The organism is Achromobacter sp. SX5 (genome assembly GCF_056711425.1).
The window spans coordinates 3,152,275-3,177,945 of sequence record NZ_CM160041.1 but is presented as its reverse complement, the minus strand read 5'-3'; the positions used below and the strand labels follow the sequence as shown (position 1 = coordinate 3,177,945).

Annotated in this window: 29 protein-coding genes; 6 read left to right on the top strand and 23 right to left on the bottom strand. The window is 69.3% G+C overall.

Going from position 1 to position 25,671, the window contains the following annotated elements; translation table 11 throughout:
- Positions 1-12 precede the first annotated feature (12 nt).
- From fliQ to fliF, 12 genes are all read right to left on the bottom strand, one after another.
- Positions 13-282, bottom strand: coding sequence for a flagellar biosynthesis protein FliQ (fliQ, locus tag AC1M14_RS14985; RefSeq protein WP_008163193.1), 270 nt, complete (start codon positions 280-282; stop codon positions 13-15).
- 17 nt (positions 283-299) lie between these two features.
- On the bottom strand, positions 300-1,052 hold the full coding sequence (fliP, locus tag AC1M14_RS14980) for a flagellar type III secretion system pore protein FliP (protein WP_111825284.1): 753 nt from the start codon (positions 1,050-1,052) through the stop codon (positions 300-302).
- Between the two features lie 66 nt (positions 1,053-1,118).
- Positions 1,119-1,442, bottom strand: coding sequence for a flagellar biosynthetic protein FliO (gene fliO, locus AC1M14_RS14975; protein ID WP_102770914.1), 324 nt, complete (start codon positions 1,440-1,442; stop codon positions 1,119-1,121).
- A gap of 10 nt (positions 1,443-1,452) precedes the next feature.
- On the bottom strand, positions 1,453-1,998 hold the full coding sequence (fliN, locus tag AC1M14_RS14970) for a flagellar motor switch protein FliN (protein WP_479729904.1): 546 nt from the start codon (positions 1,996-1,998) through the stop codon (positions 1,453-1,455).
- Positions 1,991-2,998, bottom strand: coding sequence for a flagellar motor switch protein FliM (fliM, locus tag AC1M14_RS14965; RefSeq protein WP_102770916.1), 1,008 nt, complete (start codon positions 2,996-2,998; stop codon positions 1,991-1,993). Before fliM ends, fliN begins: the two co-directional genes overlap by 8 nt.
- Before the next feature lie 2 nt (positions 2,999-3,000).
- Positions 3,001-3,627 (bottom strand): flagellar basal body-associated protein FliL, encoded by a 627-nt coding sequence (gene fliL, locus AC1M14_RS14960; RefSeq protein ID WP_168202123.1) that lies wholly within the window; start codon positions 3,625-3,627, stop codon positions 3,001-3,003.
- 170 nt (positions 3,628-3,797) lie between these two features.
- Positions 3,798-5,147 carry a flagellar hook-length control protein FliK gene (locus AC1M14_RS14955; RefSeq protein ID WP_479729903.1) on the bottom strand — a complete coding sequence of 450 codons (1,350 nt, stop codon included), beginning with the start codon at positions 5,145-5,147 and terminating at the stop codon, positions 3,798-3,800.
- Between the two features lie 24 nt (positions 5,148-5,171).
- Positions 5,172-5,621: a flagellar export protein FliJ gene (gene fliJ, locus AC1M14_RS14950; RefSeq protein WP_102770919.1), complete on the bottom strand. Its 450-nt coding sequence runs from the start codon at positions 5,619-5,621 to the stop codon at positions 5,172-5,174.
- A complete protein-coding gene (gene fliI / locus AC1M14_RS14945) occupies positions 5,614-7,092 on the bottom strand; it encodes a flagellar protein export ATPase FliI (protein WP_479729902.1) in 1,479 nt (492 codons plus the stop codon). The genes fliJ and fliI overlap by 8 nt, the downstream gene beginning before the upstream one ends.
- Entirely contained in the window at positions 7,089-7,832 is a 744-nt protein-coding gene (gene fliH / locus AC1M14_RS14940) for a flagellar assembly protein FliH (RefSeq protein ID WP_102770921.1), read from the bottom strand. The genes fliI and fliH overlap by 4 nt, the downstream gene beginning before the upstream one ends.
- Positions 7,825-8,835, bottom strand: coding sequence for a flagellar motor switch protein FliG (gene fliG / locus AC1M14_RS14935; RefSeq protein ID WP_102770922.1), 1,011 nt, complete (start codon positions 8,833-8,835; stop codon positions 7,825-7,827). The genes fliH and fliG overlap by 8 nt, the downstream gene beginning before the upstream one ends.
- Positions 8,825-10,501 (bottom strand): flagellar basal-body MS-ring/collar protein FliF, encoded by a 1,677-nt coding sequence (gene fliF, locus AC1M14_RS14930; RefSeq protein ID WP_479729901.1) that lies wholly within the window; start codon positions 10,499-10,501, stop codon positions 8,825-8,827. The genes fliG and fliF overlap by 11 nt, the downstream gene beginning before the upstream one ends.
- Before the next feature lie 329 nt (positions 10,502-10,830).
- On the opposite strand from fliF, the gene fliE reads away from it, so the two are divergent.
- A complete protein-coding gene (gene fliE / locus AC1M14_RS14925; RefSeq protein WP_102770924.1) occupies positions 10,831-11,163 on the top strand; it encodes a flagellar hook-basal body complex protein FliE in 333 nt (110 codons plus the stop codon).
- Between the two features lie 26 nt (positions 11,164-11,189).
- Here fliE and AC1M14_RS14920 read toward each other — a convergent pair whose 3' ends face one another.
- The 7 genes from AC1M14_RS14920 to AC1M14_RS14890 form a co-directional block, all read right to left on the bottom strand.
- Positions 11,190-11,993: a flagellar brake protein gene (locus tag AC1M14_RS14920; RefSeq protein ID WP_479729900.1), complete on the bottom strand. Its 804-nt coding sequence runs from the start codon at positions 11,991-11,993 to the stop codon at positions 11,190-11,192.
- A 23-nt stretch (positions 11,994-12,016) separates the two neighbouring features.
- Positions 12,017-12,337: an EscU/YscU/HrcU family type III secretion system export apparatus switch protein gene (locus AC1M14_RS14915; protein WP_209166187.1), complete on the bottom strand. Its 321-nt coding sequence runs from the start codon at positions 12,335-12,337 to the stop codon at positions 12,017-12,019.
- Positions 12,337-13,644, bottom strand: coding sequence for a flagellar hook-length control protein FliK (gene fliK / locus AC1M14_RS14910; RefSeq protein WP_479729899.1), 1,308 nt, complete (start codon positions 13,642-13,644; stop codon positions 12,337-12,339). The genes AC1M14_RS14915 and fliK overlap by 1 nt, the downstream gene beginning before the upstream one ends.
- Positions 13,641-13,994 carry a flagellar protein FliT gene (locus tag AC1M14_RS14905; RefSeq protein ID WP_102770929.1) on the bottom strand — a complete coding sequence of 118 codons (354 nt, stop codon included), beginning with the start codon at positions 13,992-13,994 and terminating at the stop codon, positions 13,641-13,643. The genes fliK and AC1M14_RS14905 overlap by 4 nt, the downstream gene beginning before the upstream one ends.
- A gap of 47 nt (positions 13,995-14,041) precedes the next feature.
- The gene (gene fliS / locus AC1M14_RS14900; RefSeq protein ID WP_102770930.1) at positions 14,042-14,470 is read right to left on the bottom strand and encodes a flagellar export chaperone FliS; all 429 of its coding nucleotides are present in this window, start codon (positions 14,468-14,470) and stop codon (positions 14,042-14,044) included.
- Between the two features lie 18 nt (positions 14,471-14,488).
- Complete coding sequence (gene fliD / locus AC1M14_RS14895; RefSeq protein ID WP_102770931.1) at positions 14,489-15,880, bottom strand: flagellar filament capping protein FliD; 1,392 nt, start codon at positions 15,878-15,880, stop codon at positions 14,489-14,491.
- Between the two features lie 142 nt (positions 15,881-16,022).
- A complete protein-coding gene (locus AC1M14_RS14890) occupies positions 16,023-16,400 on the bottom strand; it encodes a flagellar protein FlaG (RefSeq protein ID WP_102770932.1) in 378 nt (125 codons plus the stop codon).
- Positions 16,401-16,540: 140 nt separating this feature from the next.
- Between AC1M14_RS14890 and AC1M14_RS14885 the strand changes: the two genes are divergently transcribed.
- Entirely contained in the window at positions 16,541-17,278 is a 738-nt protein-coding gene (locus AC1M14_RS14885; protein WP_479729898.1) for an IclR family transcriptional regulator, read from the top strand.
- 12 nt (positions 17,279-17,290) lie between these two features.
- Here AC1M14_RS14885 and AC1M14_RS14880 read toward each other — a convergent pair whose 3' ends face one another.
- From AC1M14_RS14880 to AC1M14_RS14865, 4 genes are all read right to left on the bottom strand, one after another.
- Complete coding sequence (locus AC1M14_RS14880) at positions 17,291-18,457, bottom strand: acyl-CoA dehydrogenase family protein (protein WP_102770934.1); 1,167 nt, start codon at positions 18,455-18,457, stop codon at positions 17,291-17,293.
- Positions 18,457-19,683 (bottom strand): CaiB/BaiF CoA transferase family protein, encoded by a 1,227-nt coding sequence (locus AC1M14_RS14875; protein WP_102770935.1) that lies wholly within the window; start codon positions 19,681-19,683, stop codon positions 18,457-18,459. Before AC1M14_RS14875 ends, AC1M14_RS14880 begins: the two co-directional genes overlap by 1 nt.
- Complete coding sequence (locus tag AC1M14_RS14870; protein ID WP_181390866.1) at positions 19,680-20,651, bottom strand: Bug family tripartite tricarboxylate transporter substrate binding protein; 972 nt, start codon at positions 20,649-20,651, stop codon at positions 19,680-19,682. Before AC1M14_RS14870 ends, AC1M14_RS14875 begins: the two co-directional genes overlap by 4 nt.
- Before the next feature lie 69 nt (positions 20,652-20,720).
- Positions 20,721-21,137, bottom strand: coding sequence for a cupin domain-containing protein (locus AC1M14_RS14865; RefSeq protein ID WP_111825275.1), 417 nt, complete (start codon positions 21,135-21,137; stop codon positions 20,721-20,723).
- Positions 21,138-21,311: 174 nt separating this feature from the next.
- Between AC1M14_RS14865 and folC the strand changes: the two genes are divergently transcribed.
- The 4 genes from folC to purF all read left to right on the top strand — a co-directional run bounded on the left by folC (position 21,312) and on the right by purF (position 25,550).
- A complete protein-coding gene (gene folC, locus AC1M14_RS14860; protein ID WP_102771806.1) occupies positions 21,312-22,622 on the top strand; it encodes a bifunctional tetrahydrofolate synthase/dihydrofolate synthase in 1,311 nt (436 codons plus the stop codon).
- Between the two features lie 91 nt (positions 22,623-22,713).
- The gene (locus AC1M14_RS14855) at positions 22,714-23,511 is read left to right on the top strand and encodes an SPOR domain-containing protein (RefSeq protein ID WP_102770937.1); all 798 of its coding nucleotides are present in this window, start codon (positions 22,714-22,716) and stop codon (positions 23,509-23,511) included.
- Positions 23,511-23,999, top strand: coding sequence for a CvpA family protein (locus tag AC1M14_RS14850; protein WP_102770938.1), 489 nt, complete (start codon positions 23,511-23,513; stop codon positions 23,997-23,999). Before AC1M14_RS14855 ends, AC1M14_RS14850 begins: the two co-directional genes overlap by 1 nt.
- Positions 24,000-24,029: 30 nt before the next feature.
- Positions 24,030-25,550, top strand: coding sequence for an amidophosphoribosyltransferase (purF, locus tag AC1M14_RS14845; protein WP_111825274.1), 1,521 nt, complete (start codon positions 24,030-24,032; stop codon positions 25,548-25,550).
- The last annotated feature ends 121 nt before the right edge of the window (positions 25,551-25,671 follow it).

Genomic DNA, 25,671 nt, shown 5'->3' with positions numbered 1-25,671 from the left:
ATTGCCGGCCGCTCAGGACACCAGCATGGGGATCTGGCCGATCAGTTGCCGGATGTAGTCGACCATCACGCCGATCAGCCAGGGGCCCAGCAGCACCAGCACGCCGCACATGGCCAGCAGCTTCGGAATGAACGACAGCGTCATTTCGTTGATCTGCGTGGCGGCCTGGAAGATGCTGATGACCAGGCCCACGACCAGCGTGACCAGCAGCAGCGGGCCGGCCATGGCCAGGACGATCTTCATCGCCTGGTAGGTCATGGTCATGACGGTTTCGGCGGTCATGGCGGCTCCTTGCGGCGTTATTGGTAGAAGCTCTGGGCCAGCGAGCCCATGAGCAGGTTCCAGCCGTCGGCCAGCACGAAGAGCATGAGCTTGAAGGGCAGCGCCACCGTGACCGGGGGCACCATCATCATGCCCAGCGCCATCAGCACGCTGGCGATCACCAGGTCGATGATGAGGAACGGGATGAAGATGGTGAAGCCGATCTGGAAGGCGGTCTTGAGTTCGCTGGTGATGAAGGCCGGCACCAGGATGCGCATCGGCACCTGGGCCGGGTCTTCCATGGCGGGCTGATTGGCCAGGTTGGCGAACAGCGACAGGTCGTTCTCGCGCGTCTGGTGCAGCATGAAGGTGCGCAGCGGCGCGGCGGCGCGTTCGACCGCGGCCTCGAACTGGATGGAGCCTTCGGACAGCGGTTTGTAGGCGTCGGTGTAGATTTTGTCGAACACCGGCGACATCGTGTAGAAGGTCAGGAACAGGGCCAGGCCGATCAGCACGTGGTTGGGCGGCGACATGGCGGTGCCCATGGCGCTGCGCAGCAGGCCCAGCACGATGATGATGCGGGTGAAGCCCGTCATCATGAGCAGGGCCGCCGGTAGGAACGACAGCGAGGTCATCAGCAGCAGGGTCTGCATGCTGAGCGAATAGGTCTCGGAGCCGTTGGGGCCGGGCGTGGCCGTCAGGGCGGGCAGCGTGGCCTGGGCGACGACGCCCGCCGGGAACAGGGCCAGGCCGAGCAGCGCGGCCGCCCCGAGCAGGGACGGCGCAAGCATGCGGGCGCGGGCGAGAGGCGTGCGGGAGGGCAAACTCATGGGTATGGCGTGTCGCGCGCGAGAGCGCTAGCGGCGCTTGAGCGCCTGGCCCAGCTTGGCCGCGAAGGCGGCCGCGGGCAGGGGCGATGCCTGCGGCAACTGGCCGGCGGGCAGGGTATGCAGGGTATTGAGCTGGTTCGGGCCTACGCCCACCACCAGCCAGGTGTTTTCGATTTCGACGACCACAATGCTCTGGCGCGGACCCACCGGCAGGCTGGCGACCTGGCGCAGCAGGTTGCCGCCGCCGCGCTGGGCCAGGCCGGCGCGGCGCGCCAGCCAGGCCGCGGCCAGGATGGCGGCCACCACCAGCAGCAGGCCGAGAATGACGCGGGCGAGGGCGGCTTCGGTCATGGCGCCAGAATCAGCGGCGGTTGTTCAAGCGGTTGATCCGCTCGGACGGGGTGATGATGTCGGTCAGGCGGATGCCGTACTTGTCCTCGACCACCACCACTTCGCCCTGGGCGATCAGGTAGCCGTTGACGAAGATGTCCATCGGTTCGCCGGCCAGGCCGTCGAGCTCGACCACCGAGCCCTGGCCCAGCTGGAGCAGGTTCTTGATGGTCAGGCGGGTGCGGCCCAGTTCTACCGTGAGCTGGACGGGCACGTCCATGATCAGGTCGATGTCGGTGCCCGTGCCGCCGCTGGTGCCGGCCAGCGGCTTGAACACCGAGTGCGCGGCGGATTGCGCGGCCGGCGCGGCCGCGGGGGCGGCGGCGGGCGCAGGCGCGGGAGCGGCGGCCGGAGCCGGCGCCGCGGCGGCCTGCTCGGCCATCGCGGCGGCCCAGTCGTCCTGCGGCTTGAGGCCGTCGGCCTGCGTGGGCGGGGTGGCGCGGGATTGTTCGGCGAGCGCGTCGGCCCAGTCGTCGGCCGGGGACGAGCCGGTGCCGGGCTCGTTCTTGTCAGTCATGGTCAGAGGCCTCGTTGGGTTCTGTATCGTGGGTAAACATGTTTTGCACGCGCAGGGCGTAGCGGCCGTTGAAGACGCCGTAGCCGCATTCCATCAGCGGTACGCCGTCGACGCTGGCGATGACGGTTTCGGGCACTTCCACCGGCAGCACGTCGCCGACCTTCAGGTGCATCAGCTCGCGGATCGACGACGGGATGCGGGCGAATTCCGCGACCACGTCGATGTCGGCGCTGCGCACCTGGCGCGAGAGCTGCTGCGACCAGCGCTGGTCCACTTCGTCCAGCGTGGTTTCCTGCAGCGGGCGCGTGAGCAGGTCGCGCACCGGCTCGATCATGGAATAGGGCAGGCAGATGTTCAGGTCGCCGCCGGTGGCGCCGAATTCGATGTGGAAGGAGGTGACGACCACCACTTCGTTGTTGCCGGTGATGCTGGCGAACTTGGTGTGCATCTCCGAGCGCACGTACTCGAATTCGATCGGGTAGACCGGGTCCCAGGACTTGCCGTAGCTTTCCAGGGTCAGGTTGAGCAGGCGCCGGATGATGCGCTGTTCGGTGGTGGTGAAGTCGCGGCCCTCGACGCGGGTGTGGTAGCGGCCGTCGCCGCCGAACAGGCTGTCGATGACCAGGAACACCAGGTTCGGGTCGTACGTGAACAGGGCCGTGCCGCGCAGCGGCTTCATCTGGACCATGTTCAGGTTGCTGGGCACCGGCAGGTTGCGTTCGAAGTCCGCGTACTTCTGGATCTTGATGGAGCCGACGGTGATGTCGGCGCTGCGGCGCATGAAGTTCAGCAGCACGCTGCGCATCTGGCGGGCGAAGCGCTCGTTGATGAGCTCCAGGGTCTGCATGCGGCGGCGCACGACGCGCTCGGGCGAGCTCAGGTCGTAGGCGCGCGCGCCGGCGTTCTGGCCGGCCGCCTGGGTCTTGTCGTCGCTTTCGCCGGTGACCCCGGCGAGCAGCGCGTCGACTTCGTCCTGCGAAAGAAATGCCTCGTAGGCCATGCTTATTGCACCACGAACGCCGTGAAGAGCACGTCGGTGACGTACTGGCCGTCAGGCAGGGGCGAGAACGGGCGGTTGACGCTCTGCTTGATGGCTTCGGCCATGTCGGTCTTGCCCTGCTGCGTCTGGACGCCGACGGGCGATTGCGAAGACAGCACCATCAGGATGCGGCTGCGCACTTCGGGCATGTACTTTTCGAGCCGGCTGCGGCTTTGCTCGTCGCTGACGCGCAGGGTCAGGCCGACGTGCATGATGCGTTCGGTGTCCGGGTTCTGCAGCGTGACGGTAAAGGGTTCGAGCGGCACGAAGATCGGGGCGGGCACGGCGATGGGCGCGGCCGGCGGCGCGACGAAGTTGGCCGGCGTGGCCTGCGGGCCTTGCCCGGCATGGCCGGCGGCTCCGGGCTGGCCGGGCTGGCCCGCGGGAACCTGGCCGACGCCCAGCTGGACCGGCGCGGCGCCTTGCTGCTGCAGGCGTTGGGAGATGTACCAGGTGGCGCCGGCGCTGGCCGCGGCCACGAGCAGCAGGACCAGTAGCGCCAGCAGCGGACGCAGGATGCGGCCCAGGCCGCCCGGGCGGGGGGTAGATGCGCCGCGCGCAGGCATGGGTGTGGTTTTGGTAGTCGCCATCTCGGTGTCGAAGCTTATTTTGCCGCTGATGAAAACGGGTTCTTAGTGGATGAAAGCATTCTGCCCCAAATGCCGCCCCGGCTTGGGGGCGAAAAACAGGGCGAAAGCCGCGTATCTCAAGCTATTGCTGCACTGCCCGCCAGCCTTGCCGGCGGCGGGCCGCCGGCAGTTCAGGCGAAGGTGTCGACCAGCGCATTGGCGTTGCGCGCCGGCAGGGCCGCGGCGGGCGCATCGGCCACCGCCACGGCGCCCGCGGCGGCGCCGCCCGCGCCGCGCTGCGAGCCGTTGCCGCCTTGCTGCGCGAACTCCTGCTGGGCGGACTGTTCGCCCACGCTGGTCTGGCCCAGCGAGATGCCGGCCTGGGCCAGCGCCTGCTGCAGTTGCGGCATGGCGGCTTCGACCGCATGGCGCACGGAGGCATGGGCCGACACGAACGAGGCGCTGGCCACGCCGTCGGCCAGATTCAGGCTGACGCGCAGCGGGCCCAGGTCGGGCGGGTCGAGCCGCAGTTCGGCGGTCTGCACGCCCTGGCGGACGTTGTGGCTCATCACGACCATCTGCTGGCCGAGCTCGGTGCCCCAGTGCGTGCCGCCCACGGGGGTGGAGACCTGCATCACCAGCGGTATGGCGGGCGCGGCGAAGGCGGCGGGGTTGGCGATGGGCGCGGCAGGACGCTGGGCGGCGGCCAGGGCCTGGGCCACGCCTTCGTGGGGCGCGGCGCCAGCTTGCGGCGCCTGGAATTGCGGGTCGGCCGCGGCGATGGCGGCCTGCGCTTCGTCGCGCAGCGGCGTGGCGTCGTCTTGCGGCTGGCGGGCGGCCTGGGGCAGCACGGCCTCGGGCGCCAGGCGCGGCGTCTCGGCGCGCGGCGCGGCGGGGCGGCCTGCCGGCGCCTGGATGGCTGCCGGAACGGCCGGAGCCGCCTGCTGCGCGCTGCCGGGCTTGGCCGCGGCGGTCAGCACCGGCAGCGCCGCCTCGGCGTCGCGCGCGATCTGCGCGGCGGCGGCCTGGGCCTGCTGGGCGCTGGCCGCGACCGGCGCGCCCATGACCAGGGCGGCGTCCGCGGCGCCCAGCGCCGAGGTCAGCACGGCCGCGCCGGCGCCCATGGCGCTGGCGGCGGCCGCGGCGTCGCCGCGCGCCAGCTGCACCTGTTGCGCGGCCTGGGCGGCGATTTCCAGCGCCTGCTGCGGCAACACCACGGTCGTCTGCGCGGCCACGGCCAGCGCGCCGGCCTCGCCCTGCGCGGCGGTCTGCACCGCTTCGTCGATGGCGCCGGCGGCGGCGTTTTCCGCATGCGCGGCGGGCTCGGCCGGGTTCGGGTTCCGGGCCGGCGTCTTGGCCGGCGGCTTGGACTGGCTCTCGGCGGGGCGCGAGCCAGCTTCCTGGTCGGAGCGCTGGCGCGCCATCACTTCGGAAAAGCTGGGGCCCTTCTGGTTGGCGGGAGTCGGCCGGGCGCCGAGCGCATCGGCGATCGAGGCCTTGGCGCCGGGCGCGACGGAGGGCAGGGGCAGGGGAGCGTTCATCTGGGGCTTCCTGTGGGATATCGCTTAATGCATGCCGGCCTGGCGCTGGACCAGGCGGGCCGAGTATTCGTCGTTGGCGCGCTGTTCGCGGCGCGATTCGGCCACCGCCCGGGCGCGCACTTCGCGCTGGGCCAGCGCGTCGTAGGAGTTGAGCTTGCGCTTTTCCTGCTGCCAGTGCTGGCGGCCCTTGGCCAGGTTTTCGTCGGCCTGGCGCAGCACCGCCTGCTGCTGGCCGATGGCGTCGTCCAGGGTGCCGATGAAGCGCTGGTAGTTGTGGCAGTCGCTGGCCGACATGCCGCTGACCATCGCCTGTTGCAGGCGCGTCAGGTAGTCCTGGCGGTAGTCGTGCAGCATGCCGAGCTGGCGCTCGGCGTTGCCGCGCTCGGCGTTGAGCCGGCCCAGCAGGCGGGCGGCTTCGTCCGTGCTTTCCTTGGCCAGGTTGATGAGCATGTCCAGGGGCAGTTGGCTAGGCATAAGTCGCTCTCATCTCGAAGGTTGCGCGCAACTGGCCGATGGCGTCTTCGTAGCCGATGTTTTCGCCGATGTCCTGCTGCAGGAAGGCTTCCAGCCGCGGATAGCGGGCGATGGCGTCGTCGAGCTGCGGATCGTTGCCGGCGGCGTAGGCGCCCACGGCGATCAGGTCGCGGTTGCGCTGGTAGCGCGACAGGGTTTGCTTGAAGCGGCGCACCACGGCGAACTGTTCCGGCGGGATCAGCGCGGTCATGGCGCGCGAGATCGACGCCTCGATGTCGATGGCGGGGTAGTGGCCGGCCTCGGCCAGGTGGCGCGACAGCACCACGTGGCCGTCCAGGATGGCGCGCGCCGAGTCGGCGATGGGGTCCTGCTGGTCGTCGCCTTCGGCCAGCACGGTATAGAAGGCCGTGATGGAGCCGGCCTTGCCGGACGGGCCGGGCGCGCCCATGCCGGCGCGTTCGACCAGCGTGGGCAGCTTGGCGAAGACCGAGGGCGGATAGCCCTTGGTGGCCGGCGGCTCGCCGATGGCCAGCGCGATCTCGCGCTGCGCCATGGCGTAGCGGGTCAGCGAGTCCATGATGAGCAGCACGTCCAGGCCCTGGTCGCGGAAGTGTTCGGCCAGCCGGGTGGCGTAGGCCGCGCCCTGCAGGCGCAGCAGCGCCGACACGTCGGCCGGCGCGGCCACCACGACCGAGCGGGCCAGGCCTTCCGGACCCAGGTTGTGTTCGATGAATTCCTTGACTTCGCGGCCGCGCTCGCCGATCAGGCCCACCACGATCACGTCGGCCTTGGTGTAGCGGGCCATCATGCCCAGCAGCACGCTCTTGCCCACGCCGGAGCCGGCGAACAGGCCCATGCGCTGGCCGCGGCCCACCGTGAGCAGGCCGTTGATGGCGCGCACGCCGGTGTCGAGCACGGTGTCGATGGGCGCGCGCGACAAGGGATTGATGGGCTGGGCCGAGAGCGGCGCGAGTTCGGCGCCGGTCAGCGGGCCCAGGCCGTCCAGCGGCCGGCCGGCGCCGTCGAGCACCCGGCCCAGCAGCGCGTTGCCCACGGGCAGGTGGCGGCCCAGCTGGGGCTTGGCGTTGCCGTTGAGTTCGGCCTTGCGCGGCAGGGGAATCTGGCGCTGCACCGGCGGCTCGCCGGGCACCACGCGGGCGCCGGGCGGCAGGCCGGAGATGTCGGCCTGGGGCATCAGGTACAGCGTGTGGCCGTCGAAGCCCACGACTTCGGCGTCGGCCCAGTGGTCGTGGCCGCGCGCGATTTCGATGCGCGCGGCCGCGCCCACCGGCAGGCGCAGCCCGGTGGCGTGCAGTACCAGTCCGGTGGCGCGCGTGATCTTGCCGCTGACCAGCCAGGGGTCGGTCGAGGCGGCGCGGATCGAGCCGATCTGCAGCTGGGTCTGCCAGCGGTCGATCACCGGTGCGGCCGGCGTAGGTGCGGCCGGCGTAGGCTGCGGCTTGCCGTTCACGCCGGGTCCTCCCAGGCCACGTTGCGTCCGAGCGAGGCCGCGACCCGGCGCCAGCGCGTCTGCAGCGTGGCGTCGATGTCGCCGAAGGGCGTCTCGGCGCGGCAGCCGCCGCGCGTGATGGACTCGTCGGCGAGCACGCGCCAGTGGCCTTCTTTCAGCTCGTCGGCCAGGTGCAGGCGGATGAGTTCGATGTCTTGCGGGTTGGCCCACAACCGCATCTGGCCGCCGGCCGAGGGGTTGATGTGCAGCACTTCGCGCACGGCGGCGGCGACGGCCTCGGGCTGTTCGGCCAGCGTGGTGCGCACGACCTGCTGCGCGATGTCCAGCGCCAGGGTCAGCAGGCCCTGGCCCATTTTTTCCTCGAGCGCGCCGAGCGAGGCCGCGCAGGACTGCATCAGCGCGTGCAGCTGCTGCGCCTCGGCGGCGGCCTGTTCGCGCGCCTGGGCCAGGCCTTCGGCGTAGCCCTGTTCGCGGCCGGCGGCCAGCCCGGCTTCGAAGCCCGCCTGGCGGCCGGCTTCCAGGCCGGCGGCATGGCCTTCGGCGTGGCCGGCCTCGCGGCCCTCGGCCATCGCCTGGGCGCGCAGCTGCGCCATGACGACTTCGGGGTCGGGGCCGGGATCGGGCTGCGGCTCGGGCTCGGCCTCGACGGCCGCGGGCTCGTCGAACGACAGCATCTGCCAGCGCCGCCAGGCGGCGCTGCGCGAGATCGGCGCAGCGGCGAGGCTGTCCGCGTCAGACATAGGTGTCGTCCCCCTGGTTGCCCAGGACGATCTGGCCGCTTTCGGCCAGGCGGCGCGCGATCTGCAGGATCTTCTTCTGTTCGGCCTCGACCTTGGACATGCGGATCGGGCCCTGCGCCTCGAGGTCCTCACGCAGCATTTCGGCGGCGCGGCTGGACATGTTGCGCAGGAACTTGGCGCGCAGCTCTTCGGGCGCGCCCTTGAGCGCGACCATGAGGGTGTCGTTGTCGATTTCCTTGAGGATGAGCTGGATGGCGCGGTCTTCGACGTCGAGCAGGTTGTCGAACACGAACATCTCGTCGATGATCTTCTGCGCCAGGTCGTTGTCGCGCTCGCGCAGGCTGGCGACCACGGTTTCCTCTTCGGCCGAGTTCATCATGTTCAGGATCTCGGCCGCGGTGCGCACGCCGCCCATCTTGCTGCGCTTGGCGCCCTGGCCGGCGAGCACGGAATTCAGCACCTCGGTCAGTTCCGACAGGGCCGCGGGCTGCACGCCGCCGAAGGTGGCGATGCGCAGCATCACGTCGTTGCGCAGGCGGTCGGTCAGCAGCGCCAGCACGCCGGCGGCGCGGTCGCGCTCCAGGTGCACCAGGATGGTGGCGATGATCTGCGGATGCTCGTCGCCGATGAGTTCGGCCACGGTGGTCGGGTCCAGCCAGTTCAGCGCGTCGATGCCGCTGCCGCCTTCGCCGGCTTCCAGGATGTCCTCGATCAGGCCGGCGGCGCGGTCGCTGCCCAGCGCCTTGGTCAGCACGGTGCGGATGTAGTCGTCCGAGCCCAGCGTGACGGCCATGAACTGGTCGGCCTCTTGGCGGAATTCTTCCAGCACCACGGCCACGTCGTTGCGGGTGACCTGCTTGAGGGTGGCCATGGCCGCGCCGACCTGCTGGACCTCACGGGCGGTGAGGTACTTGAACACTTCGGCGGCGGCGTCCTCGCCCAGCGACATCATCAGGACGGCGCTGCGCGTCATGCCGTCGAGCGGCGTGGAATCATTTTTCATCTTTGCTTATCCAAGTGCGCAGCACCATCGCGACGGCGCGCGGGTCTTTTTCGGCCATCGTGCGGGCGCGCTGCAGGTTGTCCTGGTAGCGGTCGACTTCCTTGGCGCGGGCCGTTTCCTGGGCCTCGCGGGCCGCCTCGATGCGTTCGGCCTCGGCCTGCTCGGGATCGACCGGCGGGTACAGGTAGTTGCCCACCGTGCGGCGCAGCACGCGGTACAGCCACAGCGCCAGCACGCCGCCGACCAGCCAGGCCAGGATCGTCTTGAACAGGGCGATCATTTCCGGATCGCGCCACACCGGCACCGGCGGCGGGCCGTCGTTGAACTGGCTGTTGACCAGGTTCAGCGAATCGCCGCGCGCTTCGGAGTAGCCCATGGCTTCGCGCACCAGGTTGGTGAGCTTGGTGAGCTCTTCGGGCGGCAGGGCCTGCGGCTCACCGTCCTTGTCGCGGATATAGTTGACGACCACGGCGACCGACAGGCGCTTGAGCATGCCCACCGGCTGCTTGATGTGGCTGATGGTGCGATCGACTTCGTAGTTGGTGGTCGCGTCGCGGCGTTCGTTGACGTTGGCGGCGGCCGTCTGCGTGCCGGTCTGCTGCGCGCCCTGCGCCTGGCCCTGGGCGTTGGCCGCTTGCTGCGGCGGCTGGCCCGGACGCTGCGGCTGGGGCGGGTTGACGATGGGCGCCTGGGCGTTGGCCGGGGCCTGGTTCGACAGCGCGCCGGGCACGCCCTGGGCGGGGTTGACGCCGCGCTGGGTGGAGTCGCTGGTCTGCTGGCTGCGCACGGCGGCCTGGCCGGGCTCCTGGTTGGGGCGGTAGACCTCCGAGGTTTCCTCGCGACGCGCGAAGTCGACGTCGGCGCTGGCCTGCGCGTGCACGTTGCCCGGGCCGACCAGCGGATTCAGGATGGTGAGGATGCGTTCGACCGTGCGCTGTTCCAGTTCGCGCACGAAGCGCATCTGGTCGGCGTCCATGCCGCGGCCTTCGCCCAGCGGAGCCGACAGCAGGCGGCCGTTCTGGTCGACGATGGAGACGTTTTCGGCGGTCAGTTCGGGAACGCTGGAGGCCACCAGCCAGGAGATCGCGGAGACCTGGGCGTCGCTCAGGCTGCGGCCGGGGTAGACGTTGAGCAGCACCGAGGCGGTGGGCGCCTGGCGCTCGCGCACGAACAGCGACTGGCGCGGCATGGCCAGGTGCACGCGGGCCTGCTGCACGGTGTGCATGGCTTCGATCGAGCGCGCCAGCTCGCCTTCGAGGCCGCGCTGGTAGTTGATCTGCTCGGCGAACTGGCTGGCGCCGAAGCGGGCGTTGTCCATCAGTTCGAAGCCGACGTTGCCGCCGCGCGGCAGCCCCTGGGAGGCCAGCTGCAGGCGGGCGTCGTAGACGCGGTCGGCCGGCACCAGCACGGCGGTGCCGGCGTCGTTATAGCGGTAGGGCACGTTCATCGCGCCCAGCGCCGTCACGATGGCGCCGCCGTCGCGGTCGTCCAGGTTGGAGAACAGGACTTTGTAATTGGGCTCGCTGCTCCACATCGCCACGGCGACGACGACTGCGACGAGGCCGGCCGCCGCGCCGAGCAGGAGGGGCTTGGGCAGCGCGCGCACCTTTTCCAGCACGGGAAACCGGGTCAGCAGCGACGAGCTCAGGGTGGCCTGCTGGGTCATCGACGGCTCCCGCTGGCTACGCGGAGCTGGGAATGGAGCTTCATGTCTTGGTAGGGCAGATTACACATGCAACGTGCTTCTGGTCTGGGGAGAGCGTGGATTATTGCCCCTGAGACGGCAATCCCAATCGTCGAAAACGACGGGTTTTTGGCGTTACTTATCCCCTATGTCGGCGGCCGGACGCGCAGGCCGGCCGCGCCGCCGGACCGAGTCGGGCGCATTCGCGGAAATGTCGGGGTTTTTGGCGCTTCTTGTGGGCTATGGCCGCGCGCGTCCGGCGTTACGCTGTGCGCATATTCGGCGTAATCCCCATCAGCAAGGAACCAGTAATGGCTGTATCAGGCTTGTCCGGCATCGAAAGCATGCTCCAGCAGATGCGCGCGGTCGTCAGCAAGGCGCAGACCGGCAATCTCTCCGCCGGCGAAAGCGTCGCCCAGCCGGACGGCTTCGCCGCCGAGCTGCAGCGCTCCATCCGCCGCGTCACGGGCGCGCAGAACGCGGCCACGGCCCAGGCCAAGGCCTTCGAGCTGGGCGCGCCCGACATCTCGCTCAACGACGTCATCATCGACATGCAGAAAGCCAGCATCGGCTTCCAGACGGCGGTGCAGGTGCGCAACAAGCTGGTTGCGGCCTACAAGGAAATCTCCTCGATGTCCGTCTGATTCCGCGGGGCCGAGCGGCCCCGGTTTCAAGTGCGCTGCGCGCCTCGCTCCAGGCGCCACACGACCTGCTGCAGCCAGTTCTCCTGGCGCGCGCTCAGGTCCAGGAACATGGCGCCCAGGTGGCTGACGGCCGGTTCGCCGGTCAGCGACACATGGCGCGGCGCGGCGCCGTCGGCGCCGGCATCCTGCGCCATGGGCTGTCCCGACACCGGATACACATTGCGCACTTCCAGGTCGGCGCTGATCTTGCCGAGCTGGCCGAAATCCAGTTCCACGTTCTTCATCACCGTGCCGCGCGCGGGCAGGGCGCCGACTTCCATGACGGCGCGCAGGCCCACGCCGTCGACGGAGATGTCGCGCACCGTGAAGCGACAGGCGGGCTTGCCGGGCTCGGCCTGCCAGCTCGCATGGCACATGGCGGCGTTGGCGATCAGCGAGGCGCGGAACATCTTGCGGCGTTGGATGCGGGCCAGGCGCTCGGGAAACGGCGACACCAGGGCGGCGCTGCCGTCGTCGAACTGGATCACGTCGGGCCGCGCCACGCGGAAGCGGATCTGCACGCCGCCGTAGGCCGTGGCGTGGAAATAGAAATTGGTGCCGCTCAACAGGCCCATGCTGTCGGACTGCTGGAAATCGGCGCCGGCGTAGTCGCGCGGCCGCCAGAAGAACTGCAGGCTCTGCTTGTCCGCGCCGAGGATGAGCACGGCGATTTCGCGATCCGCGGCGTCGCGCACCAGGATGTGGCTGTCGGGGTGCGTCAGCTCGAACAGGGCCGCGCGCATGTCTTCGGGGCGGGTCAGCAGGAATTCCGGATCGCTGGCGTCCAACACGATGATCGTCCTTGATTTGAGGGTCAGGCCGTGGGCGCGGTCTCGGGCATGTCGCGCGATTCCAGGCGATACAGCCAGGCCAGCAATTCTGCCACCGCTACGTAGAGTTGGGGCGGAATCTGGGCGTCCAGGTCCACCTGCATCAGCAGGCCGACGAGTTCGCGCGACTCGTGGACATAAAGGCCGTTGTCGCGCGCGGCGCGGACGATGGTGTCGGCCAGCTGGCCGTAGCCCTTGGCCACCACGCGCGGCGCGCCGTCCTTTTCCTCGTAGGAAATGGCGACCGCGGCGTTGCGGTTGGCGTTCGGATCGGGATGGGAGCCGGGATCGGCGGGCGTGCGCATCAGATATCAGCCGGAATCACGGGGCGCGGCTCGACCACGCTCACCGACAGATTGCTCAGGGTCAGGCCCGCGGCCAGCAGGCGCGAACGCAGCGTGTCCGAGTCGTCCTGGAGTTCGGACGCGCTGTGAGGCGCGACGAGCTGCAGCACCAGCTGGTCGCCGGCCAGGTTCAGGCGGGCGTCGACGAGGCCCAGGCGCGGCAGGTCCAGCTTCACCCGGGTGGCCCAGGTGGACGTGGCGGCTTCGGGGTCGCCGCCATAGGGCTCGCGTTCGACTTCCCATTCCATGGGCGTGCCGGGCCAGGCCTCGCCCTGCCAGGCCAGCGCCTGGTTGGCCAGCACGTCGAGCTGCTGGCGAACCAGCACGGTGAGGTCCTGGTGGATGCCGGCGATGGGCGCGCCCGGCGCGGAGGACGAACCGCCGGCGGGGGCCGGGGACGCGGGGTCCGCGCCGCTGGCGCGCGCCGGGGCGGGCGTTTCGCCGCGTGCACGCGCCGGCGCCGGGGCGTTTGCGGTGTTGTTCGCCGCCGCGTTCGGGTCCAGCCGGGCTTGCGGCTCTTCGCGCAACTGGGCGGGAGAGGTCCGGCCGTAGACCATGTCGGTCAAGTGCGATTCATAGAAGAGGCCGCTGGTCTGCAGCGCCTGGCGCAAGGCCTGGCCCAGCACGCGCGCGCTGGGGGCGGCGGCCGCATGCGCCTGGACCGCGGCATCGGCGCCGCGCAGCGCGGCGGTTGGCACGGCGGGCAGCTCGGGCTTGCCGGCGGCGGGAGCGGGAACCTGGGCCGCGGGCGGCGCCGGCTGTCCCGATGGGGCGGCTTGGGCGGGTTGCGCCGGCTGGCCCGCGGGCGCCTGGGCAGGCGCGCCCGGGGCCTGGCCGCTGGCCTGCCCGGCGGGCGTGCCGGCGGTCCACAGCGGCGCGCGGCCCTGCAGCGCGGGCGCGGCCTCGGGATATTGGGCCAGCAGGGCGAGTATGGTGCGCGCGGTCGTGCCCAGCGTGGTCGGGGCCGAGGCCGTGGTGTCGCTGCTGGTGACCAGCCCGCGGGCCGCCAGGGCCAGCGCGGCGGCGGTCTTGGCGTCCACGACCGGATTCTGGCGTTCGCCGCGGGCGCCGCCGCCTTGCACGCCCTGGCGCGGATCGCGCGCCGAGCCGTCGGCGGAGCCGGATCGGTCCAGGCTGCCGGGCTGGCTGACCGCGTCCGGCCGCGCGCCGGAAGCCAGGTTCGCGTTGGCGGCGGACATCGTCGTGCCGAGCACGGCGTCCAGCCGCTGCACCAGGACGTTGCCGAGTGCGGCGGGGCCTACGCTCATTCTTCAGGCGCCTGGTGGCCGTAGGCGGAAAGCAGGGTCTGCTGGCGCTTCATGCGGCCCAGCAGTTCGCCCAGCCGCGCCAGCTGCGGCAACGCCAGGTCGCGCGTCTGCGCGTCGTTTTCCAGGATGCGCACCAGCAGGTCGTACTTGATGGCGCGGCCGGATTCGTCCAGCGGCGTCCTGGATTCCAGCAGGCGCAGGCGCTCGACCCGTTCGCAGTACTGCTGGCCATGTTGCATGGCTCCGTCCCAGTCGCCCACCTGGGCGGCCGCAAGCATTTCTCCCGTGATGAGAGCGATCTCCTGGTAGTGCTCCAGGATGGGCGAGGTGTACTGGGTAATGGACGTCATGGAAATCTCGGGCGTTCGAGGGCTGGGCGGTGAGCGTAAGCCGCCCTTCAGGTCTGCAAGCCGACGGCGGAGCGGTCGATGGACGTCTGCCAGGCTTCGGCCAGATCCCCCAGCAGGCGGTCGGCGGTGTCGAGCGCGGCGGCGTCGGCGCGCAGGTTCGCCAGCAGCAGCGTGCGGACGATGTAGTCGTAGAGGCGGGCCAGATTGGCGGCGATTTCGCCGCCCGCGTCCATGTTCAGTCCGGTCTTCAGGCCTTCGTCGACGATCTTGATCGCCTTCGAGATGGCCGCCCCGCGTTCCGTCGCCCGGCCTTCCTGGAGGTGAAGGCGGGCCTGCCCGATCGCCGCCCGGGCGCCCATGTACAGCAGTGAAATCAGCCTTTCCGGGCTGGCGCCCAGGACCTGGGTCTCCAGGCCGATGTCGGCATAGGAACGCACCGAGTAGGAGCCGGTGGGGCGGCGGGCGGCGTAAGTCATGAATGCATCTTCTATAAATTACTTGGATTTGCTCATGGCCGCGAACTGCTGGGTCAGGTAGTTGGCCGTGACAGTCTGCTGCGAGACGAACTTGTCCAGAGCGATGAATTGGGCGCGCATCGCATCCATGGCCGCGGTGCTGGAGGCCTTGGCGCGGGCCAGCTGGTCCTTGACGTCCTTGATGGATTCGTTCAGGCCGTCCTGGCTGATCTTGATGGAGCCATTGCTGCCCAGCACCGCCTTGGTGGCGGCGTCGAAGCGGGCGGCGAGGCCGTCGGGCGCGGTCATGATGCGCTTGACGTCGGCGGGGTTCTCGGCCAGGGCCTTGTCCAGTTCCTTCTGGTCCAGCTTGAGCTGGCCGGTCTTGGGGTCCATGGTGATGCCGAGGTCGGCCAGCGAACGCAGCGAGCCTTCGGAGGTGACCACCTGCAGCGCGTTGGACATGGACGACTGGATGCCGCGGGCGGTGCTGTCGCCGGTCAGGGCCTGGTTGGTCTGGGCGGCGACGTCGAAGGCCGTGTGCTTACCGATCGTGGTTTGCAGCGCGTTGTAGGCGTCGACGAAGTCCTTGACCGCCTTGCTGGCCACGGTGGTGTCGCCTTCGAGCTTGAGGGTGACGACCTTGTCGGCCCCGGTGACGCTGTCCTTGCCGGTCAGGGCGGTGAGGTTCAGCGTGATGCCGTCGATGGCGGTGGAGACGTTGTTGCTGCCGCTCTTGACGGTGATGCCGTTGATTTCGATCTCGGAGTCGGCGGCGGCGGTCTGCTGCGTGAGCTGGGCGCCGGTGCCGGAGTTGTAGCTCAGGATGTCCTGCAGCTTCTGGTCGCCGGTCACGGTGATGGACTTGACCGAGGCCTGCACGCCGGTGTCCTTGGCGCTCAGCATCAGGTAGCTGCCGTTTTCGTTGGTGATGATGGTGGCGCGCACGCCGGCCTTGTCATCGCTGTTGATGGCCTTGGCGATGCCGTTGAGCGAGGTGTCGCCGTTCAGGTTGACGGTGTGCTTCTCGCCGTTGGTGAGCTCGATCTCGAACGAGCCGTCGGCGCCGTTGGAGGCGGTGCGGTCGCCGACGTTGCCGGACTGCAGGGTCTGGGCGGCCGCCAGGTTCTTGACCTTGATGGCGTACTCGCCCATGGTCGCGCCGTCTGCGCCGACGGTGGCGGTCAGGCCGTCGCCCACGACGTTGGCCTTGACGGCGTCCAGCGTGGACGACTTGCCCAGCGCGGCGGCGGCTTTCTGCAGGGCTTCCACGGCGCTCTGGATCTGGCCGAAGGCGCTCACGCGCGCCTCATAGCTGGCCTGACGGTTGGTGTACAGGCTCAGCTTTTTGTCTTCTGCGGCCTGCAGTTTCGAGAGGATCTCCTCCAGGGGCAGTCCGGTGGTCGAGCCGAGATTGGTGATAGAAGCCATGTGAAATCCTTCCTAGCAATGCGATTCTGTCAAAAATACGGGGCCGGCGATCTGGCGTGTAAGGGCAAAAGGCAACCCTAATTCGACGCTTCTGCGGCGGATTGGCGCTGAACATGCGTCAAACGCCGTTTTAATTCTGTGTTCAGGCACTCGTCTTGATGCCGTTGCCCTGCATGTTCACGATCATCTTGGCGATCCTCAGCACCGCCTCGCTGGGTATCGTGCGCACCACGTCGCCCGATTCCGCGTCCACGACCGACACCACCACCTGGTGCACGTCCGGATCGATTTCGAACTGCAGGCGGGTGGACCATGCCTTCATCTGGAGGTTGATTTCCTCCAGGGCCTTTTCCAGGGGCAGCTTGTTCGAGTCGGCCTGCTCGGAGGTTGCGTTGCCGGCGCCGCCGCCATTGGCGGAAGCGGCGGGGGGCGTGACGCTGACGGCCGGGTCAGCCGCCACGGGGGCGGGCGCGGCCTGCAAGGGAACGAACGATGCAGGGGCTAACGGGGTTACGGCCATCATGACTCCAACTGCGTTGCGGGCGTCCGGGTGGAACGCGCGGGTTTCAGGGAATTCTCAGCTACCATTACGGCAGGCCCGCGGGGAACTTTAGTGTCCGGCGGGCCAGATGTTTCACACGTAAAGGTTCGGACGGGGCAATGAGTGTCAAGACGGCGCTGCGAGTCATTGAAATCATCGAAACCTACGCCCGCGAAAAGCGCGCGCTGCCGCTGTCGGAGCTGGCCCGGCTGCTCGACGTCCCGGTATCGAGCTGCCTGGCGCTGATCCGCACCCTGACCGGGCTGGGCTATCTATATGAAACCGGGCGGCGCCAGGGCTATTACCCCACCGGCCGGCTGCTGGCCATGGCGCAGCGCATCGCGCGCGCCGATCCGGTGCTGGACCGGGTGTATCCCAGCCTGACCGAGCTGCGCGACGCGACCCGCGAAACCGTGGTTTTCGCCAAGTTGACCCAGGACGGGCGGGTGGTGTACCTGGACGTGCTGGATTCGCCGCACACCATCCGCTACGCGCCGGTCGCCGGCGAGTTCAAGGACATACACGCCAATTCGCTGGGCAAGGCGCTGCTGTCGGTGCTGGACGCGCCGGCCCGCGACGCGCTGCTGGCCGGCATGCACATGACCCGCCACAACGAACGCACGCTGGTCACGCCCGAGGCGCTGCTGGCCGACCTGGAGCGCTCGCGCGAGCGCGGCTGGTTCATGAACAGCGGCGAATCCATCGCCGACGTGGGCGCCATCGCCTGGCCGGTCACGCTCTCGGGCGAGCGCTACGCCATCTCGGTGGGCGGGCCGATCTACCGCATCGAGCCCCAGCAGGAGAACTACGCCCGCATCCTGCGCTCGGCCTGCACGGCGCTGGAGCAGCAGGCGTAGCCTGCCTGGCGCTCAATAGGACTTGGGCAGCCCCAGCACTTTTTCGGCGATGAAGCACATGATCAGCTGCGGGCTGACCGGGGCGATGCGCGGGATGAAGCTCTCGCGCAGCAGGCGTTCCACCGTGTATTCCTTGGCGTAGCCCATGCCGCCCAGCGTCATCACCGCGGTCTGGCAGGCGTTGTAGCCGGCCTCGGCCGCCAGGTATTTGGCGCTGTTGGCATAGGGCCCGCAGGGCTTGCCGGCGTCGTACAGGCTGGCGGCCTTGTACACCATCAGGTCGGCCGCCTCCAGCTGCATCCAGGCCTGGGCCAGCGGGTGCTGGATGCCCTGGTTCTGGCCTATCGGGCGGCCGAACACGACGCGCTCGCCGGCGTATTTCACCGCCCGTTCCAGCGCGGCGCGGCCGATGCCCACGGCTTCGGCGGCGATCAGGATGCGCTCGGGGTTCAGGCCGTGCAGGATGTATTCGAAGCCGCGGCCTTCCTCGCCGATGCGGTCGGCCACCGGAATCCGCAGGCCGTCGATGAACAGCATGTTGGAATCCACGGCCTTGCGGCCCATTTTCTCGATCTCGCGGACCTCGACGCGCTCGCGGTCCAGGTCTGTATAGAAGAGCGACAGGCCCTGGGTGGGTTTTTCCACCTCCGACAGCGGGGTGGTGCGCGCCAGCAGCAGCATCTTGTGGGCGACCTGGGCGGTCGAGATCCAGATTTTGCGGCCGTGCACCACGTATTCGTCGCCCTGGCGCACGGCGCGCGTGCCCAGCTTGGTGGTGTCCAGGCCGGCGTCGGGCTCGGTCACCGCGAAGCACGCCTTCTCGCGGCCGGCGATGAGCGGCTCCAGCCAGCGGCGGCGCTGCTCGTCGCTGCCGAACACCACCACGGGGTTGAGCCCGAAGATGTTCATGTGCACGGCCGAGGCGCCGGTAAAGCCCGCGCCGGAGGCGGCGATGGTCTGCATCATCAGCGCGGCCTCGGTCATGCCCAGGCCGGCGCCGCCGTATTCCGGCGGCATGGCGATGCCCAGCCAGCCGTCGCGCGCCAGGTCGGCGTGCAGCGGCTCGGGAAAGCCGCCTTCGCGATCGCGTTCCTGCCAGTATTCGTCGGGATAGCGTTCGCAGATGCGGGCGACGGCGTCGCGCAGGGCCAGTTGCTCGGGCGTGAATTCAAAGTCCATCAGTCGTTTCCATCCTGGGTGATGCCACGGTCTGCCATGGCGTTGATGCTGGCGCGGTCGTAGCCGGCCTGCTCCAGTACTTCGCGGCTGTGCTGGCCCAGCCGCGGGGCGGGCCGGCGCAGGGCGGTCGGGGTGCCTTCGTAACGGCCCAGCGGGGCGGGCGTGCGGATCGGGCCTTCGCTGGGGTGGTCCACGTGGCGGATGAAGCCGGTGGCCGCCAGGTGCTCGTCCTGCAGCAGGCCGTCGATCGTGTAGAGCTGCGAGGCCGGGATATCGGCCCGCGCCAGCTCGGTCAGCCATTCCTGGCTGGCGCGCGTCGCGATCACGTCGGCGACGAAGGCATAGACCTCGTCGATATGGGCGGCGCGCGCGCCGTGGCTGCAAAAGCGCGGGTCCACGCACAATTCCGGCCGCCCGATCAGGTCGAAGAAATTGCGCCAGTGCTTGTCGTTGTAGATCAGCAGGCAGATATAGCCGTCGGCCGTGGCGTAGGGACGGCGGTGCGGCGCGAGCAGGCGGGCGTAGCCGGTGGGGCCCAGCGCCGGCTCGAAGGTGGCGCCGCCCAGGTGGTCGCCCAGCATCATGTGCGCCATGCCCTCGAACATGGGGATCTCCACCTGCTGGCCGCGCCCGCTGCCGCGGGCGTGCAGCACCGCCGACACCAGCGCGATGGCCACGTGCAGGCCGACGGCGCGGTCGGCCAGCGTCAGCGGCGCGTAGCGCGGCAGCTCGCCGCTTTGCTGGGCGGCGAGGGCGGCGATGCCGGTCTGGCCCTGGATCAGGTCGTCGTAGGCGGGCCGTCCGGCGTAGGGGCCGGCCTCGCTGAAGCCGTAGGCGCCCAGGTACACGATGCGCGGGTTGCGCGCGGCCACCGCCTCATAGGACAGGCCCAGCCGCGCCATGGCCTGGGGGCGGATGTTGTAGAGCAGGGCGTCGCAGCTTTCGGCCAGCTTGAGGCAGGCCTCCAGGCCCTCGGGCGTTTTCAGGTCCAGCACCACCGAGCGCTTGTTGCGGTTCAGGTGCAGGTACAGGTGGCCCATGCCGGGGTTGCGCATGGGGCCGACGGCGCGCAGGTTGTCGCCGGCGGGAGGCTCCACCTTGATGACGTCGGCGCCCAGGTCGCCCAGGACCTGGGTGGCGTAGGGGCCCATGACGACCGAGCTCAGGTCCAGGATGCGCACGCCGGCGAGCGGTCCGGCGGCGGTGGGGGTGGGCTGGGCGCTCATTGCTGCTGGATGCCCGCGTCGCGGATCAGCTTGCCCCACAGGTCGCGCTGCTCTCCGACGAACCGGCCGAAGTCCTGCGGCGTGCCGGAGAAAGCGTCGAAGCCCAGGCCGGCCAGGCGCTGCTTGACCTCGGGCTTGGACACCACCTGGTTGATCGCCGCGTTCAGCTTGGCGACGATCTCCGGCGGCAGGCCGGCAGGGCCGAAATAGCCGTTCCAGGAGTTCAGGTCGAAGTCCCGCACGCCGGCCTCGGCCATGGAGGGCAGTTCCGGCACGATGGCGCTGCGCTCGGCGGTGGACACGGCCAGCGCCCGCAGCTGGCCCGACTGCACGAAGGGCAGGCCGGAGGCCAGGTCGGTGAACATGAAGTCCACCTGGCCGCCGACCACGTCGGTCAGGGCCTGCGGCGTGCCTTTGTAGGGCACGTGCAGGATGTCGATCTTGGCGCGGTTGGCCAGGGTTGCGCCGGCGACGATGCCGGTGCTGTTGCCGCTGGCGTAGGTGATGCGGCCCGGGCGCTGGCGCGCGTCGGCCACCAGCTCGCCGACGTTCTTCCACGGACGCTTGGGGTTGACCACCAGAATGAAGGGCAGGTTGCCGCCGCGCGCGATCGGCGTGAAGTCCTTGACCGGGTCGTAGGGCACGTTCTTCATCAGCCAGGGGGCGGCCGAGTGCGAGGTGTTGGTGGTGACGAACAGCGTGTAGCCGTCCGGCTTGGCGCGCGCCACGTAGGCGGCCGCGATGGTGGCGTTGGCCCCGGGCTTGTTCTCCACCACGATCTGCTGGCCCAGGATGGCCGACAGCTCGGAACCGAAAATGCGGCCCACGGCGTCCGTGCCGGAGCCGGCCGGAAACGGCACGATCAGTGTGATGGGCTTGACCGGATAGTCGGCCGCCTGGGCCTGCGGGGCGGCCGCGAGGGCCGCGCCGCCGACCAACACGGCCTTCAGCAGGTTCAGGAATTTCATGGTTTGTCTCCTGTGTTGTCGGCCCGCGGCGCGGCTTCTGCGGCCGCGGTCGCGGGGGCTGCCGCCGCTTCAGGCGGCGGAGGGGGGCGCCGGAAAGTCCCGGATCACGCGATCCGGGGATTCTTCATAAGGGGGCGTGTAGATCACCAGCAGCCGCGCCGGCTCGTCGCTGGTGACCGTGAACACGTGCGGCACGTCGGGCGGGAAGTAGCAGCAGTCGCCCGGGCCCATGTCGGCCGCTTCGTCCTGCACCTGGGCGCGCGCGGTGCCGGAAATCAGGTAGCAGACCTGCTCGATGCCCGGATGGGCGTGGGGCAGCGCGCCTTTGCCCTTTTCGATGACGCCCAGCAGCACCTCCACGCCGCGGGCGCCGACGGTGTCCGGGCCGATGAGGCGGCGGTTCAGGGTGCCGGTGTGGTTGGCGGGATGGTAGCCCGGGACGTCGGCTTCCCGGACCAGCCAGCGGGGCGTCTTGCCAGTGGTCATGTTTTTCCCTCGAATTTTCATATGTGAATTTATTTTTATGTATGAGAAAAAAATCGGCAAGCGGTTTTTCGGCCCGGATACCGCTTCGCGCCCTGGGGGATTAGGGAAAACACCGGGCCCGGACTGTTAAAATCCGCGGCTGGTTCCACTCTGATGCCACTTTACGGCCCCGCCATGTCTTCTGTCCGCACGCCTGATGCTTCCGCCAGCCTGTCCGATTGGCTGCAGTACCTGGAATCCATCCACGCCACCGCGATCGACATGGGCCTGGACCGGGTGCGCGAGGTGGCCGCGCGCCTGGGGCTGGAGCTGAACGCCATGAAGTTCGTGGTCGGCGGCACCAACGGCAAGGGCTCGACCTGTGCCATGCTGGAATCCATCCTGCTGGCGGCCGGCTACAAGGTCGGCCTGTACTCCTCGCCGCACCTGATCGACTTCAACGAGCGCGCCCGCATCAACGGCCAGATCGCCACCGACGAGGCCCTGATCGAGCAGTTCCAGGCGGTCGAGGCGGCGCGCGGCGACGTCTCCCTCACGTACTTCGAATTCACCACGCTGGCCATCCTGCGCCTGTTCTCGCAGTCGCGCCTGGACGCCGTGGTGCTGGAAGTGGGGCTGGGCGGCCGCCTGGACGCCGTCAACATCGTCGACGCCGATTGCGCCATCGTCACCAGCGTCGACCTGGACCACACCGACTGGCTGGGCGACACGCGCGAGAAGATCGGCTTCGAAAAGGCCCACATCTACCGCGCCGGCCGTCCCGCCATCTGCAGCGATCCCGCGCCTCCGCAGTCGCTGCTCGACTACGTCGCGGAAATCGGCGCCGACCTGTGGCTGTTCGGCCGCGACTTCAACTATTCCGGCGATCGCCAGCAATGGGCCTACGGCGGGCGCGGCCAGCGCCGCAACTCGCTGGCCTATCCGGCGCTGCGCGGCGCCAACCAGCTGCTCAACGCCTCGGCCGCGCTGGCCGCGCTGGAATCGGTGCGCGACCGCCTGCCGGTGCCGCAGCAGGCCGTGCGCCTGGGGCTGCTGCAGGCCTCGCTGCCCGGCCGCTTCCAGATCCTGCCCGGCCAGCCCACCATCATCCTGGACGTGGCGCACAACCCGCACGCCGCGGCCGTGCTGGCCCAGAACCTGGACAACATGAGCTTCCACCCGTATACCCACGCGGTGTTCGGCATGCTCAACGACAAGGACCTGGCCGGCGTCGTCGCCAAGCTCGGCACGCGCGTCGACTACTGGTATTGCGCCGGGCTGCCCGGGCCGCGCGGCGCCACCGGCGAGGCGCTGGCCGAGCAGGTCGCGGCCGCCTTGCCGCCGGTGCCCGCGGGCGGCGAAAGCCCCGGCGTGAGCGCCTACGCCGACCCGGCCCAGGCCTTTGCGGCGGCGCGTGAACGGGTGGGCGAGAATGATAGAATCGTGGTGTTCGGATCGTTTCTGACGGTAGCCTCGGTTTTGCAGGCGCTGGGCCGCAAGGCCTAAGGCAAGATCGGGTCAAGAACGGGTCAAACGCTCCCAGGCGGGCTCACAGGCGGCTCGCCGCCCGCCCTATAGCCGCAAGGAATTCTCCCCCATGGGTTTTTTCAAACGCAAAGATCCTGCCGACCAGGCGCAGTCCTCCAGAAGGGCGGCAGTGCCTAGCGAAGTGCAGGCTGCGGAGCTGCGCGGGCGCGCGCGGCGCCGGCTGGCAGGCGCGGTCGCGCTGGTGCTGGCCGCTGTCATCATCCTGCCCATGGTGCTCGATTCCCAGCCCGAGCCCGTGGCCGACAACATCCCCATCCGCGTGCCGGAACGCAATACGCCGTTCCAGCCGCAAGTAAGCGAACCGCAGGTCGCCGCGCCGGAAACGCCGGCCCCCGCCGACGCCGCGCCGGCCGAGCCGGTGCCCGAGCCGCCCGCGGTCGCGTCCGTGCAGCCGCCCGCCACGGCGACCCCGCCGGCCGCGCAGCCGGCGACGCCGCCGGCCACGCCGCCCAAGCCCGTGACGCCGCCCAAGCCGGAAGCCAAGCCCGAGCCCAAGCCGGCCACGCCGCCCAAGCAGGACTCGCGCTCCGACGACGGCGCGCGCGCGCTGGCGCTGCTCGAAGGCCGCGCCGAACCGGCGCCCAAGCCGGCCGCCAAGCCCGCGGCCACCAAGGGTAATTTCGTGCTCCAGATCGCCGCCTACACGACCTCCGAGGATGCGCAGTCGCGCCGCAGCAAGCTGCACCAGGCGGGCGTGACCAACGCCTTCGTCGAACAGGCCACGATCAACGGCAAGCAGCAGTACCGTCTGCGGGTGGGGCCGTTCCCCTCGCGCGAGGCGGCGCAGGCGGCCCAGGCGCGGTTGCGCACCCTGGGCTATGACAATGGTTTCATCGCCGCGCAATAGTGACCGGCTTCGACTTCGTCGTGCTGGCCATCCTGGTGGTTTCGGGTGTGCTGGGACTGGTGCGCGGCCTGCTGAAAGAGGTGCTGTCGCTGGTCGCCTATCTGCTGGCCTTCGTGGCGGCGATATGGTGGGGGCCCACGGTCTACGCCTGGCTGGAGCCCTATATTGAAACAACGCTGTTGCGCATGGGAGTTTCGTACGCGGCGGTGTTCATCATCGTGCTGCTCGGCGTGGGATTGGTCAACATGACGCTTTCCGCCTTGATCCGCAGCACCGGCCTGAGCCCCGCCGACCACGGCCTGGGCGGCATGTTCGGGCTGGCGCGCGGCCTGCTGATCGTGCTGGCGCTGGTCGCCGCGGCCGGGTATACGCCGCTGCCGCAGGAGCCGTGGTGGCAGGACGCCATGTTTTCGCATTCGGCCATCGAGGCCATCAAACATATCAAGACCTGGCTGCCGCCGTCCCTGGCGACGTGGCTGCCGTATTGATCTGCTTCAAATCAACCAGGAAATCTCACCATGTGTGGAATCGTAGGGGTCATCGGGCGCGGGCCGGTCAACCAGTTGCTCTATGACAGCTTGCTGCTGTTGCAGCACCGCGGGCAGGACGCAGCGGGCATCGCGACGTCGCAAGGCAACCAGTTCAATATGTACAAGGCCCACGGCCTGGTGCGTGACGTCTTCCGCACGCGCAACATGCGCGCGCTGCCGGGCACCTCGGGCATCGGCCAGGTGCGCTATCCCACCGCCGGCTCCAGCGCCAGCGAGGAAGAGGCCCAGCCGTTCTACGTCAACGCGCCGTTCGGCATCATGTTCGCCCACAACGGCAACCTGACCAACTGGCGCGAACTGCGCGAATCGCTCTACCGCGTCGACCGCCGCCACATCAACACCAATTCCGATTCGGAAGTGCTGCTGAACGTGCTGGCCCACGAACTGCAGTCGGCGGCCAATGGCGTGTCGCTGGACGACGACGCGATGTTCCGCGCCGTGGCGGCCGTGCACAAGCGCGTGCGCGGCGCCTACGCGGTGGTGGCCCAGATTTCCGGCTACGGCCTGCTGGCCTTCCGCGATCCCAACGGCATCCGGCCGCTGTGCATCGGCCGCCAGGAAACCGAAGAGGGCGTGGAATGGATGGTCGCCTCGGAATCGGTGGCGCTGGAAGGCAGCGGCTTCGCCTTCGTGCGCGACGTCGAGCCGGGCGAGGCCGTGTTCATCGACCTGGACGGCCGCTTCGTCAGCCGCCAGTGCGCCGAGAACCCGCAACTGGTGCCCTGCATTTTCGAATACGTGTACTTCGCGCGTCCCGATTCGCTGATCGACGGCGTGTCGGTGTATGACGCGCGCCTGCGCATGGGCGAATACCTGGCCGACAAGGTGGCGCGCAACATGCGCCTGGGCGACATCGACGTGGTCATGCCGATTCCCGATTCCTCGCGTCCGGCCGCCATGCAGCTGGCCGCGCGCCTGAACCTGGACTACCGCGAAGGCCTGATCAAGAACCGCTACGTCGGCCGCACCTTCATCATGCCGGGCCAGGCGGTGCGCCGCAAATCCGTGCGCCAGAAGCTCAACGCCATCGGCATGGAGTTCAAGGGCAAGAACGTGCTGCTGGTCGATGACTCCATCGTGCGCGGCACCACCAGCCGCGAAATCGTGGACATGGCCCGCGCCGCCGGCGCCAACAAGGTGTATTTCGCCTCGGCCGCGCCTCCGGTGCGCTTCCCCAACGTCTACGGCATCGACATGCCCACGCAGAGCGAGTTGATCGCCACCGGCCGCAGCGACGAGGAAATCGCCCGCGCGATCGGCGCCGACAACCTGGTCTACCAGGATCTGCAGGACATGCAGCAGGCGGTGCGCGACATCAATCCCAGGCTGTCGCGCTTCGAGGCCTCGTGCTTCGACGGCGAGTACGTCACCGGCGACATCACCGCCGAGTACCTGGCGCGCCTGGGCCAGTCGCGCGGCGAGCCCGGCGACGAGGGCGGCGCCAGCGGCCTGCAGTTCAACATGGGCTACGCCGCCAACGACGCCTGAATCCCGCGGGCCTTGCGAAGAACCCTCCCTTGAACCGGAGGGTTCTTTGTTTTGGGCCGTTGACGCTGCCGGGCCTGCATCGTAAATTGGCCGGAACGATCATTCCAGTCAGGCGGATTGC